The sequence below is a fragment of the Paenibacillus sp. JT31N17 genome (assembly GCF_056269255.1).
The window spans coordinates 374,930-388,103 of record NZ_JBWDNP010000005.1 but is presented as its reverse complement, the minus strand read 5'-3'; the positions used below and the strand labels follow the sequence as shown (position 1 = coordinate 388,103).

The 13,174-nt window shown below is 54.7% G+C and carries 12 protein-coding genes; 10 read left to right on the top strand and 2 right to left on the bottom strand.

Annotated elements, in window-relative coordinates; all coding sequences use genetic code 11:
- Window positions 1–2: 2 nt before the first annotated feature.
- The 3 genes from AC0YOB_RS19545 (at window position 3) to AC0YOB_RS19535 (ending at window position 3,170) form a co-directional block, all read left to right on the top strand.
- Window positions 3–869: a carbohydrate ABC transporter permease gene (locus AC0YOB_RS19545; protein ID WP_475794185.1), complete on the top strand. Its 867-nt coding sequence runs from the start codon at window positions 3–5 to the stop codon at window positions 867–869.
- 7 nt (window positions 870–876) lie between these two features.
- Window positions 877–2,361, top strand: a complete 1,485-nt coding sequence (locus AC0YOB_RS19540; protein WP_475794184.1) for a sulfatase — start codon at window positions 877–879, stop codon at window positions 2,359–2,361.
- Window positions 2,362–2,684: 323 nt separating this feature from the next.
- Window positions 2,685–3,170: a glutathione peroxidase gene (locus AC0YOB_RS19535; RefSeq protein ID WP_210039230.1), complete on the top strand. Its 486-nt coding sequence runs from the start codon at window positions 2,685–2,687 to the stop codon at window positions 3,168–3,170.
- 208 nt (window positions 3,171–3,378) lie between these two features.
- Here AC0YOB_RS19535 and AC0YOB_RS19530 read toward each other — a convergent pair whose 3' ends face one another.
- Window positions 3,379–4,575, bottom strand: a complete 1,197-nt coding sequence (locus AC0YOB_RS19530; RefSeq protein WP_475794183.1) for a helix-turn-helix domain-containing protein — start codon at window positions 4,573–4,575, stop codon at window positions 3,379–3,381.
- A 278-nt stretch (window positions 4,576–4,853) separates the two neighbouring features.
- On the opposite strand from AC0YOB_RS19530, the gene AC0YOB_RS19525 reads away from it, so the two are divergent.
- From AC0YOB_RS19525 to AC0YOB_RS19510, 4 genes are read left to right on the top strand one after another with little or no spacing between them, the layout of a single operon-like run.
- On the top strand, window positions 4,854–5,858 hold the full coding sequence (locus AC0YOB_RS19525; RefSeq protein WP_475788946.1) for a sulfonate ABC transporter substrate-binding protein: 1,005 nt from the start codon (window positions 4,854–4,856) through the stop codon (window positions 5,856–5,858).
- A 44-nt stretch (window positions 5,859–5,902) separates the two neighbouring features.
- Window positions 5,903–7,045, top strand: a complete 1,143-nt coding sequence (ssuD, locus tag AC0YOB_RS19520; RefSeq protein ID WP_475794182.1) for an FMNH2-dependent alkanesulfonate monooxygenase — start codon at window positions 5,903–5,905, stop codon at window positions 7,043–7,045.
- 24 nt (window positions 7,046–7,069) lie between these two features.
- Complete coding sequence (gene ssuC / locus AC0YOB_RS19515; RefSeq protein ID WP_475788944.1) at window positions 7,070–7,843, top strand: aliphatic sulfonate ABC transporter permease SsuC; 774 nt, start codon at window positions 7,070–7,072, stop codon at window positions 7,841–7,843.
- A gap of 17 nt (window positions 7,844–7,860) precedes the next feature.
- Window positions 7,861–8,628: an ATP-binding cassette domain-containing protein gene (locus AC0YOB_RS19510; protein ID WP_475794181.1), complete on the top strand. Its 768-nt coding sequence runs from the start codon at window positions 7,861–7,863 to the stop codon at window positions 8,626–8,628.
- 254 nt (window positions 8,629–8,882) lie between these two features.
- Here the strand turns inward: AC0YOB_RS19510 and AC0YOB_RS19505 are convergent, their stop codons facing one another.
- A complete protein-coding gene (locus tag AC0YOB_RS19505) occupies window positions 8,883–9,893 on the bottom strand; it encodes an LLM class flavin-dependent oxidoreductase (RefSeq protein ID WP_475788942.1) in 1,011 nt (336 codons plus the stop codon).
- 288 nt (window positions 9,894–10,181) lie between these two features.
- Here AC0YOB_RS19505 and AC0YOB_RS19500 point away from each other — a divergent pair, with 288 nt between their 5' ends.
- The 3 genes from AC0YOB_RS19500 to AC0YOB_RS19490 are packed head-to-tail and all read left to right on the top strand — an operon-like array spanning window position 10,182 to window position 13,020.
- Window positions 10,182–10,847, top strand: coding sequence for a response regulator transcription factor (locus AC0YOB_RS19500; protein ID WP_475788941.1), 666 nt, complete (start codon window positions 10,182–10,184; stop codon window positions 10,845–10,847).
- Complete coding sequence (locus tag AC0YOB_RS19495; RefSeq protein WP_475794180.1) at window positions 10,837–12,393, top strand: sensor histidine kinase; 1,557 nt, start codon at window positions 10,837–10,839, stop codon at window positions 12,391–12,393. Before AC0YOB_RS19500 ends, AC0YOB_RS19495 begins: the two co-directional genes overlap by 11 nt.
- A 15-nt stretch (window positions 12,394–12,408) precedes the next feature.
- Window positions 12,409–13,020: a hypothetical protein gene (locus AC0YOB_RS19490; RefSeq protein ID WP_475788939.1), complete on the top strand. Its 612-nt coding sequence runs from the start codon at window positions 12,409–12,411 to the stop codon at window positions 13,018–13,020.
- The last annotated feature ends 154 nt before the right edge of the window (window positions 13,021–13,174 follow it).

The window sequence follows — 13,174 nt, the reverse complement described above, 5'->3', positions numbered from 1 at the left end:
TCATGAAACATACACGAATCGAACAAAGTCTGGCCTATCTGGTGCTTGTGATCTTCTGCGCCATGACCGTACTGCCGCTGCTGATTACATTCTTCACCTCCATGAAGGGAGATGAGGAGTTCTCGCTTGGGGCCATGAAGCTGCTGCCTGCGGCCTGGCATCCGGGCAACTATATCCGCGCCATGCATATGGGAGACTGGATGACCTATTTCAAGAATACGGCGATTGTGACGGCCGTCACCGTAATCGGCAGTCTGATCTTCAATCTGCTGGCGGGCTTCACTTTTGCGCGGATAACATTCAAAGGAAACCAGCCGATCTTCCTGACGCTGCTGGTCGGAATGATGGTGCCAGCACAGGTGACGGTCATCCCCCAGTTCCTGATTATGAAATCGATCCCGTTCTTCGGCGGGAACGATTGGCTCGGCAGCGGCGGCAACGGCTGGCTGGACAGCTACTATGCGCTGATAGTGCCCGAGCTTGCCGGTGCCTTCGGTATTTTCATGGCCCGTCAATATTATCTGCAATTCCCAAGAGCGCTGGACGACGCGGCTTATATGGACGGATCCGGTTATCTGCGGCTGTTCCTCTCCATCTATCTGCCGCAGAGCGGGCCGCTGCTGGCATCGCTGGGGATTTTCAAGTTTGTGGCGGTGTGGAATGATTTCTTCCATCCGCTTATCTATACCAACAGCGAGTCCATGCGGACGATTCAGCTGGGATTGCAGGTGTTCCGCGGTGAGCATCAGGTGCATTATAATTTGCTGATGGCCGCATCACTGCTCGTTTCGCTGCCGATTATCGTCATGTTTTTCATCTTTCAGAAGCAATTTATCCGCAGTATGGTGGCATCAAGCGTGAAAGGATGATAATGAAATGAAAGCCATTATGGTCATGTTCGATACATTGAACCGGCATATGCTCTCTCCATACGGGGGCCCGGAATGGATTCAAACGCCGAATTTCAAGCGGCTGGCCGGGCGCACGGCCGTGTTCGACAACAGCTACGTCGGGAGCATGCCCTGCATGCCTGCGAGAAGGGAGCTGCACACCGGGCGGTATAATTTCCTGCACCGCAGCTGGGGGCCGCTGGAGCCATTCGACGACTCTGCTATTGAGAGGCTTGGGGAGGCGGGCGTGTATACGCATTTGGTTACCGACCACCAGCATTATTGGGAGGACGGAGGCGGAACGTACCATACAAGGTATGAATCCTTCGAGCTGATCCGCGGGCAGGAGGGCGACCCCTGGAAAGGCGAAGTGAAAGCTCCGGAAGGGCTGAACCTGGACAAGCTCCCTCCGCATGCCCGCAAAATGGTCCGGCATGACCGGATCAACCGCACATATATCCAGGAGCCGGAGGAGTTTCCACAAGCCCGGACGTTCGAGAAGGGACTTGCATTCATCCAGCGGAACCATCAGGAAGACCAGTGGTTCCTGCAGCTGGAGACCTTCGACCCGCATGAACCCTTTTACAGCCCGGAAGCGTTCAAAAAGCTCTATCCGCACGAGTATGCGGGCCGTCCCTTCGATTGGCCGCCGTACGGTCCTGTAACCGAATCGCCGGAGGAGGTCCGGCATATGCGTTATGAATACGCCTCGCTGCTGAGCATGTGCGATCATTATTTGGGCAAGGTGCTGGACTTGATGGATCAGCTGGACTTGTGGAAGGATACGCTGCTGATTGTCAATACCGACCATGGCTTCCTGCTCGGGGAGCATGATCAGTGGGCGAAGTGCGTGCAGCCCTTCTACAATGAGGTGGCCCACACTCCGCTGTTCATCTGGGACCCGCACAGCGGGGTGCAGGGCGAGCGGAGGCAGAGTCTGGTACAGACGATTGATCTGCCCGCAACGCTGCTGGATTTCTTCGGCGCAGGGCTTCCTCCCGACATGCAGGGCAAGCCCCTGCGGCAGGCCATTGCTTCGGACGAGCCGGTCCGCGAAGCGGCATTGTTCGGGATTCACGGGGGGCATGTCAATGTGACAGATGGCCGTTATGTCTATATGCGTGCCGCGGATTCCGTGGAGAACGGGCTGCTCTACGACTATACGCTGATGCCGACCCATATGCGCAGCCGCTTCCATCCGGCAGAGCTGCAGAATCTGGAGCTCGCCGAGCCGTTCTCCTTCACCAAGGGCGTGAAGACCTTGCGCATTCCTGCACGGACCTATGGCAATCTCCATGCCTACGGGACGCTGCTTTATGATGTGCAGGCGGACCCGCAGCAGCGGGAACCGCTGGCGGATGCCGCCGTTGAGGCCAGAATGGTCGGCCTCCTGACGGAGTTGATGCGGGAGAATGAAGCACCTGCAGAGCAGTATGCGCGCCTGGGACTCCTGCCCGAGGGTAGAGAATAGAGCTGGGATATTCGCATCGTCAACCTATGATTTGGAATAAATGTAGAGGAAGCCATTTTGAGAAGGCCGTCTATTCAGGCCAGTTTCAAAATGGCTTTTTCTGAATAATGGAACGACGAAGCCTGATAATTCTGTTCTGCTAATTCCGTTTGGCAGAAAGCCTGCCTCGTTATGTATAAAGGTCCAGCCGGTCCTTTCTTTTTGGAACAGGGAAGAATATAGAAGGGAACTCTCCAACAGGTTGACAAAAGGGGCAGGGAGAGGTATATTATACGCAATTAAATTGTGAACAATTTAAAATAAGCTTTGTGGAGGGAACCATCATGTCCGTTTATGACTATACCGTTAAAACCGCAGCATCAGGAGAGAAAGCGCTATCGGATTATAAGGGAAAGGTTCTGCTCATTGTGAATACGGCAAGCGCTTGCGGACTTACACCGCAGTATAAAGGCCTTCAGCATATTTATGATACCTTCAAGGATGACGGCGTCGTCGTATTGGGCTTCCCGAGCAACCAGTTCAATGGCCAGGAGCCGGGCACGGACGAGGAAATTCAAAGCTTCTGCGAATTGAATTATCAAGTAACATTCCCTGTTTTCTCCAAGGTTGACGTGAAGGGCGAGAATGCGATTCCGCTGTACAAATATTTGGTGGATAACGCTCCGGCTCCTTATCACACAGGGGATATCGAATGGAACTTTGTGAAGTTTCTGGTGGACGCCGAGGGCAATGTGATCCGGCAGTACTCAGCGCGTACGGAGCCTGAAGCAATTGAAGGCGACATTAAAGAGCTGCTGGAAGCAAAATAATGCGATGAATGCCCAATAACCGTCCCGGCTTGGACAAGCCTGGATTCAGGAAGAACCCTTATATGAAAAGGGTTCTTTTTTGCCTTATAGAATGTATAAGTTTCACGCCCTATTTTTGTCAGACCTAGGGGAAGAAACGGGCTGCGCCGCTAAAGGACGGCGCAGCCGGTTTTTCTTGGTGCCCGTTTTCTGCGAATAGCAGCGGCACTTAATACAGGTCATCGCTCGACCATTCCCCCGGCAGCGGAGAGTCCGGAAGAATGGGCAGCTTCAATGCCTGCACAGCCTCCTGCAAATACTGCTTGGGGAACTCGAAAATGCCGGCATTACTGGCAGGAAGAGACAACGAATCGGGCTGCCCTTCGTCCAGACGCCCCAGTGTCTGCAGATCCCGGCTGTAGAAGGAAGCATCCCAGCGGATTTGCGACAGTACGCCAGCGACGACGGCCAGCGGAAAGCCGCTCGCTTCATGGACGAGCTGAGCGGCGCGCACCGGTTCGCGCCGGATGAACGTATGCGCTCTTAGATGAGCCTTGAGATAAGCGATCACGATATCCTCATTGCCGGCGACCCAGCCCCCATCCGCCATGAGCCCGGTCAAATAATCGCCGCCTATGCCCTCGGAGACGAGGGGAGTACCTGCTCCGATCGACTTGACCCAGCTCAGATAAGGCTCCCACAGCACGCTGGCTCCCACTTTGCCCCCAAGAAAGCCGCTTACGCATTCCTCCATCCCGCGGTGAATCACAGGCTCAGCCTGCAGTCCGAACGTATTCATCCACTCCTTCAGCCGATAGGAGGCGCTGGAGCTGCCAACCGTAGCGATGGGCAGTGATGACAGGTCATCCGGATGATGGATATTGCTTCCTGTCGGAACGACCAGGGAAATTCCGCCTCCGCTTCTGGTTTTGCCGTCAAAGGCCAGCACCTGGGGCTTGAAGCGGGGCAGGATTTGGCTGAGTGTACGGCTGGCAATAATCGGATAGTCGCCTACCGAAGCTATATTGACCCGGCCTGCGATGAGCTCTTCCACAAGCTCCATCCCGTTTGGTGCGTTGATCCAGCTAACCTGGTACGCCATCGACGGGCGGATCCGGCGGAGCTCCTCTTCGAAGAGGCCCAGCTGCTTCATAACCAAAGGGCTCCACAGCAGCGCCGCGCCGCTTTGGTAACCGATTGTAATGACTTGAGGCGAAGATACGCTCTCTGGAACATGCTGCTTCCCGGCAATGGCATGAAGCTTGACCCAGGCTTGCAATTTATCGGGATCGATCCATATTTCTTTGCCGATCTTAATATGAGGCAGCTGTTTGTCTTTACGCCAGCGGTCGATTGTCGCGCGGCTGACGCCCAGGATATCCATGGCTTCCCGGAGGCTCAACAGATTAAAGCGTTCACTTTGCATGCCGGACCGCCCTTTCCCATTCGCAACCCGATAAAACCGACTTTATTTATAGGAATTATAAGTTATATATAATAATAATCGATAAGAGCTTAAACTTCAATTGATAAATGGCTCCCGAGGGGGTCATTTTCCTCATTGCTCCTCATTGTTCATCATGTATCCTCAAGCTATTGACAGTCCGGCGCACAAGGTGATAACTTCGATGTTAATAAAGCTCAGTAATTAACTAGGAATTATGAGTTTTAAATTATCCGGAATCATAAAGGGGCATGAGACAAATGAACAAGAAGAACAGCCGTACAAGGCAAGGTGTGAAATGGATAGGCGCACTCGTCTTATCTTTATTCCTGTTGGCCCTGACCGCTTGCGGCTCCAACAATAACGCAGGCAGCAGCGAAGCCTCCGAGGGCGGGAAGGCGGGGGCCGACAAGGTCGTCCGCATCGGCTATCAGAAATATGCATCGGTCAATATCATGAAGGAGCGGGGCACTCTGGATGAGAAGCTGGGAGCGGTCGGCTACAAAGTCGAATGGACGGAATTCCCCGGCGGACCCCAGCTGCTGGAAGCGATTAATACCGGCAATATCGATGTGGGCCATACCGGGGAAGCGCCTCCTGTGTTTGCCCAGGCTGCGGGCACGCCTCTCGTCTATCTGGCTCATTCGCCGGCAAGTCCGAAAGCGGAGAGCATACTGGTGCCGGAGAATTCCCCCATCAAGACGGGCGCTGATCTGAAAGGCAAGAAAATAGCGCTCAACAAAGGCTCGAATGTGCATTACCTGCTCGTCAAATATCTGGAGAAGGAAGGCCTCTCCTACGATGATGTTGAAGTGGTATTCCTGCCTCCCGCCGATGCGAGGGCGGCATTCGAAAGCGGCAATGTAGACGCCTGGGTGATCTGGGAGCCTTTCTACTCAGCGGCGCAGCTTGCGACCAAAGCGCGTGTGCTCGCAGATGGCGAAGGCCTGGTCAAAAATTACGAGTTCTATCTGGCATCCCGCACCTTCGCGGAATCCAATAAAGAAGCCATCGATACGATACTTGATCAAATAACGGAGACGGACAAATGGGCTGTCGACAATCTCCCTGAGGTTGCGAAGCTGTTATCCCCGGCGCTGGGCGTGGATGTGCCTTCCCTGGAGCAGGCCTTATCGCACCGTACCTTCGGGGTGGAGCTGATGACGGATGAGAACATTGCGGAACAGCAGGCTATCGCGGATGCTTTCCTCAAGCTGGAATTGATCCCGAGCGCCATTGATGTAAGTGAAGCGGTAATCAAGTAAGACGCTACTTCACATACCCTGCAAAGCGGATAGAGGAGAAAGATATGGAAGTATTCTGGTTTATCCCCCTTCACGGGGACGGCCGTTACCTGGGAACCTCGGAGGGTGCGCGTTCGGTTGATTACGATTATATCCGGCAAATCGCGCAGGCTGTGGACCGCCTTGGCTACCATGGCGTTCTGCTGCCTACCGGCAAAGCCTGCGAGGATTCCTGGATCGCCGCATCGTCGCTGTTCCCGGTGACCCGCAGATTGAAATTTCTGGTCGCGATCCGTCCGGGCCTGATGCAGCCGTCGGCCGCGGCAAGAATGGCCTCAACCTTTGACCGGCTGTCGGGCGGCCGGCTGCTGGTCAACGTGGTCACCGGAGGCGATCCCGTTGAATTGGCCGGGGACGGCATTTTCCTTTCCCATGATGAACGTTACGGTCTAACGGATGAATTTATGACAATCTGGCGGGGTTTGATGCAGGGGGATAAGGTAACCTATCAAGGCAAACATTTGCGCGCGGAGACGGGGGAAGTGTTATTCCCGGCGCTTCAGAAGCCGTATCCTCCCGTATATTTCGGGGGCTCCTCGCCTGCCGCGCAGCAAATCGCCACCGATCATGTCGATTGCTATTTGACCTGGGGCGAGCCGCCTTCCGAAGTAGCCGACAAGATTGCTCAGGTCCGCAAGCTTGCGGAAGCCAAGGGCAGAAAGATCAAATTCGGCATCAGGCTTCACGTCATTGTGCGGGAGACCGAGGAGGAAGCATGGGCTGCGGCCGATCAGCTGATTCGCCATGTGGATGATGCAACCATAGCCGAGGCGCAGAAGGTGCTGGCGCGTTATGATTCGGTCGGGCAGCAAAGAATGGCCCAGCTGCATAAGGGAGACCGATCTTCCCTGGTGATTTCGCCGAATCTATGGGCAGGCATCGGACTCGTACGGGGAGGAGCGGGGACCGCGCTGGTCGGCGATCCGGCCACTGTTGCCGAGCGGATGAAGGAATACGCAGAGCTCGGCATTGAAACCTTCATTATGTCCGGTTATCCGCATCTGGAGGAGGCTTACCGGACGGCAGAGCTGCTGTTTCCGCTGCTGCCGCTCAGCGGGCACGCCGAAGACAACCAGACAGCGATTCCGGCCCAGGGCGAGCTTGTGGCGTATAACGTTCGCCCTGCCAAATCCGGCAACGGGTCGTAACCTGGAGGGAGGAGCATCAGGATCATGTTGAATAAATTACTCCGCAGCCGCGTTACACCTGCTATTGTTCCTGTATTGATTGTTATCGTTTGGCAGCTTCTTGGCGAATTCGGGCTGATCTCCGTCCGGACGCTGCCGACTCCGCTGAAGGTGGCGGAGGCAGGCTGGACGCTCGCGAAGTCCGGCGATCTGCTGCAGTATATCGGCAGCAGCACCCGGCGGGCTTTTATCGGATTTATTATCGGGGGCGGAATCGGTTTCGTGCTGGGCATGCTCAACGGGCTGTCCTGGGTTGCGAACCGGCTGCTGGACAGCAGTATGCAGATGATCCGCAACGTGCCTCATCTGGCGCTCATTCCCCTTGTTATCCTGTGGTTCGGCATTGGCGAGACGGCCAAGATCTTCCTGGTCGTGCTGGGCGTATTCTTCCCGATCTATATGAATACCCTGCATGGCATCCGCTCGGTGGACCCCGGGCTGATTGAGATGGCCAAGGTCTACGGGCTGCGGGGCTTCGCGCTGTACCGGCATGTGATTCTGCCCGGCGCCATTTCCTCCATTCTGGTGGGAGTCCGTTATGCGCTGGGCTTCATGTGGCTTACGCTCATTGTTGCGGAGACGATTTCCGCCAACTCCGGGATCGGTTATATGGCGATGAACGCAAGAGAATTCATGCGGCTTGATATTGTCGTATTGGCGATTATTATCTATGCCCTGCTGGGGAAATTATCCGACACGGCGGCAAGGCTGCTGGAGCAGCAATTATTGAAGTGGCATCCGAACTATGCCAAGCGCTGAGGAAAGGAGTGGAGCTTGTGACGAACGGTAAAGAAACAGAATCCCGGATCCTCGTGGTCGGCGCCTCCAAGACATTCGGCGAGAAGGAAGTGCTGCGGGGAGTCGATCTGGACATCCCGGCCGGGCAGTTCATCGCGATAGTCGGACGCAGCGGCTGCGGGAAGAGCACGCTGCTGCGGCTGATCGCGGGTCTGGAGCAGGCGACGCAAGGCGAGCTTTCCTTCGACGGAACGGAGATCGCGGGAATCCGCGAAGATACAAGGATGCTTTTCCAGGATGCCCGCCTGCTGCCGTGGAAGCGTGCCGTTGACAACGTCCGGGTTGGCGTCAAGTCGGGCGACAAGGAGAAGGCGCTGGAAGCGCTGGAGCAGGTGGGGCTGAAGGACCGCGCCAATGAGTGGCCCGGCGTGCTGTCGGGCGGCCAGCGCCAGCGTGTGGCGTTAGCCAGAGCCCTGGTGGGGTCGCCCCGGCTGCTGCTTCTGGATGAGCCATTGGGAGCGCTTGATGCTCTTACGCGGATTGATATGCAGCAATTAATCGAGGAGCTGTGGGTGGTTCAGCGGTTTACAGCCGTTCTCGTCACCCATGATGTCAGCGAAGCCGTTGCGATGGCGGACCGCGTCATTCTGATTGAGAATGGACGCATTGCGCTGGATGTTCTTATCACGCTTGACCGGCCGAGGGAGCGGGACAGCGGCTTCGCCCATTTTGAGAAGCTGATCCTGGACCGGATCCTGGAGCGCAGCGAGCTGGAGCTCAGGAAGAAGGAATCCTACTCCATCTGACCCTATATAAAACTCCTGCCGAAGGCGCACATCGGCAGGAGTCCGGTTACCCGATCCATTAGCGAAAACAGGGGATGGCATCGAAAGAGACGGATTGTTTGTTCGTCCTCGGAAAGATTGGTCCTCTAAAACCGGCTGCAGCCTCACAAAAAACCTGCTTACAGCATCCAATCCGGGATTGGATGCTGCAGGCAGGTTTTTTTGTGGAGACATCCGACTGGATGCCCGAACGCACAGGCAGCAGCGCCGCGCTGTTATTTGAGATTAACGGCTCCGGCCAGCAGCTGATAGGATTTCAACCTTGCTTCATGATCATAAATTTGGGAGGCTACGATGCACTCATCAGCGCCGGTTTCCTCCAGATAGGCGGGAAGCCGTTTCCGTATCGTGTCCTGGTCCCCGACAATGGCGTAGCTCAGCTGCTTCTGCACGAGTGCCCGCTCATGCTCATGCCAGAGATCCTCCATGCTGTCCACAGGGGGGCTTAAACGGGCCGTGCGCCCGCGGATGAGGTTAAGAAACTGCTGCTGCTGCGAGGTCGCAAGCCTGTCGGCTTCCTTGACCGTATCCGCGGCAACGACATTCAGGCCGATCATGACGTATGGCTTGTCCAGCGCTTCCGATGGCTGGAAGTTGCTGCGGTACAGCTCAATGGCCGGAAGCAGATATTCCGGCGCAAAATGGCTGGCAAACGCAAATGGCAGACCAAGCTGGCCGGCCAGCTGCGCGCTGAAGCCGCTGGAGCCCAGAAGCCAGATCGGAATATCCAAACCTTCACCGGGAACGGCCCGTACAGACATATTGGCCCCGGCTGGGGGCTTCAGATAAGCCTGCAGCTCACTTAACAGCTCAGGGAAATCCTGTCCGCCGCTGCCCAGACCACGCCGCAGAGCGCGGGCTGCCGCCTGGTCGGAACCCGGCGCTCTGCCAAGACCCAGATCAATACGGCCCGGATACAGGGATTCCAGCGTCCCGAACTGCTCGGCAATGACCAGAGGGGCATGGTTGGGCAGCATGATGCCGCCGGAGCCCACGCGGATGGTCCTTGTTCCGCCGGCAACATGACCAATAATGACAGAGGTAGCGGAGCTTGCAATGCCCGGCATGTTGTGATGCTCGGCAAGCCAGTAGCGGTGGTATCCCCATTCCTCGGCATGGCGGGCCAGATCAAGGGTATTGCGGAAGGAATCTGCCGGTGTGTTGCCTGCGATGACCGGGGCCAGATCCAGTACGGATAGCCGGATATTTATCTTTTGTTCACTCATTTGTTCATATCCTCCTCTAACGGTTTACTTTGGATTCGTCGAGACGTTTCTTCCTGGACATAAGGACATATGGATCAGCTTGCCCATTGAAACAGTCAGTATGTGCATTTCATGGAAAAAGCCGTATCTATAATTATGAAACAATGCTTCCCTATTAACAAGTAGATCCCTTTTTGTGTTCTACTAACCTTTTGTATACTTATGAATGCCCAGCAAATCCCTGTATATTTTCGGGCAATCTACAAATCAACTTCAGATTGGAGGCGTATAATGGAGGCGGGGTGATCATTGGTGAGTGAACGCATATTGGTAATGGAAGACGACGAGGCGATCCGGCAGCTGCTTGAGCAGTTTCTGTCCTCGCAAGGATATAGCGTGACGTCAGCAGCCGATGGAATCGAAGGGCTGCAGCTGTGGAACAAAGACTCTTATGATCTGATTATAACGGATGTCATGATGCCAAGCCTCTCCGGTTATGATGTTGTCCGGATCCTTCGCCAGCAGTCCAACGTGCCGGTTATTTTGCTGACGGCGCTGAGCGAGGAGGAGCAGCAAATCGAAGGCTTCGACAGCGGAACCGACGATTATATGACGAAGCCGTTCTCCTATAAGCTGTTGATCAAAAGAGTCCAAGCCGTCCTGCGGCGGTCGAAGCCCGCCCAAACGGGCAGCTGGCTGGAATTTGAAGAGCTTAGGCTTGATACCGACTCGTACAACGCTTATGTCGACGGCGTCTCCGTGGGACTGACGACGAAGGAGTTTGAGATTTTACAAGCGCTTGTCGAGCAGGCCGGCAAGATCGTAACCCGCGAGCAGCTTTTGGACAAGCTATGGGGCTATGACTATTACGGGGATACCCGGATTATCGATACCCATTTGAAAAATATACGCAAAAAAACGAATATGCCCTATATCAAAACGGTGAAGGGAGTGGGATATAAAATTGAGCGCTAAATGGCTGAAGCATCGTTTATGGAATACGATCATGTTCAAAGTATTCGGCTTGACCGTGGCCGTTCTCCTCCTTTTCTCCGTCTGCACCTACCTGGTTATTTACACCCTGCTGCCCCATACGTACACCACTTACAAGCAGAATCAAATCGACAACGGCATCGACAGCTTCATCGACAAGAGCGCCACGCTCTCGAACGATGAGGCTGTTAAAGCGCTGACGAAACTGCAGGAGCAGACAAACGCCTTTATCATGATTAAGGGCGAATCCCAGCAGATGCTCTACCCCTACATCCAGACTGCTGTAGCCCAAATAACCAAACCGTCAACCTTAACGCCTGTCACATCCCAGTTTCTGAATTCGCAGACGCTTTCGAATGGAGCGATCCCGATCAAGACGCTTTCGGCCAAGGCGCCTCAAACGGCCAGGACCTTGACGTATAATGGTGAAAAAGCGTATTTGACTGCCTATTTCACGCCGCAGCCGATCGATGAGGCATCCAAAGTGCTGGTGCTGCTGTCCCCTTACGTTGCGCTGTTCATCCTCATCGCCGCTGTCGGGGCCTCCTATTTTTATTCGGTTATCATCACAAGGCCCATCCGCAAAATTACGGTTTCCGCCAGCCGGATGGCCCAATTGCAGCTGGATACGCGGATTCCCGTTAATTCTTCCGATGAAATCGGGGGGCTTGCCGCCAGCCTGAACTCCATGGCCGCCAATTTGCAGGAATCGATCAGCGAGCTGAAGACGAGCAACGAACAGCTTCAACAGGACATGATACGCGAGCGGGAGGTGGAGGCGCGCAGAAGGGAATTGTTCTCCGCCGTTTCCCATGAATTGAAATCGCCGCTTACGATCATGAAGGGACAGCTGGAGGGCATGCTTTACAAAATCGGCATATATGCGGATCGGGATGCCTATCTCGATAAAACGCTGCAGGTGGCGGAGGAAATGGAGACGCTGATCGCCGATATTTTGCGCGTTGCGAGATCGGATGACTGGGCGCTTTCAAAAAGCGACGAGAATGTATCCCTGCGCGGGATGGTTGACGGCCTGATGGCCAAATATAAGGAGCTGGGGCTGCAGCGCGGCGTTGCACTGCATTCGTCGGTACATGAAGACAGCCGGATACGTACCGACGGGGGAATGCTGGAAAAAGCAATGAGCAATATTGTGCATAACGCCATCATCTATACGAATCCCGGAAACAAGGTCGTAGTAAGCGAGGCGGATAAAACCGGCTGCCGCATGATCGAGATTGTCAATACGGGAGCGCATATCGATGAAATGCAGATTGGCCGCATATTCGAGCCCTTCTACAGGCTTGAGCAGTCCCGGAGCCGGAATACGGGCGGCAGCGGATTGGGCCTCTATATTACCAAACGGATCTTACAGCAGTTAGCGATCGATATTCAGGTCAGAAACACGGAAGAAGGCGTCGTTTTCTCCCTTATTTTCCTGCAAAACGCATCCAAAGCACATCCGGACTCCATCCAGACTCCAGATAAGCGGGCTAAACTGATAGATGTAAGACACATTCTATCTTAAAGGAGTTTGGTTCAAATGAAAAAGAAACTTGCTGTACTGGGAGTCGGATTGGCTCTCTCCGTCGTCACGGCTCAGGCCGCATTCGCATCTCCGTCCACCGGGAAGGAAATCCCTGCAAGCACAAGTACGGTCACAGCGGCAGCAACCCGTTTCGATCCGGAGGCTTTCAAGGAACTGCTGAAATCGGCAGAGAAGGGAACGTTCACCGTCGTTGACGGAAAAACGATCATCCCCGCAAGCTCCGGCGAAGCGACCTTAACAGCGGTTCCGCTCGACCCCGAAGCCGTTCAGAAATTGCTGGCATCGGCCAAGAAGGGTAAATTGACAGTCGTTAAAGGCGTTGACGTCAAGAATCTTGTAGCTGCAAAAGGGACAACCAATGGGACGCTGTCCTTCCCCGAGGGAGCAGTCAAGATGACGGGCACCCCTATCGATCCGGCGACTGTCAAGAAGCTGCTGCAAGCGAATGGAAAAGCGGTGGGAACGTTGACTGCAGGAGCAGCTCAAGGAACGCTGACGATCTCTTCAAAACAACTATCGCCGGAATTGATCGCGCAGTTGAAAGCACTGCAGCTCAAAACCTCGAAGGCTGAGAGTACACAATCAACTCCTGCTGAAACCGAATAACGAAAGAACAGTTCCAAGTAAAGCAACCGGGCAGTTACCGCCGGTTGCTTTTTTTTGCATAATAAGAACGTCTGTCTTTCCCCATATTTTTCATACATTTCCGGGGGGAGAAACAGAAACTAACTGCGCCGCCGAAGGACGGCGAAAGCCATTC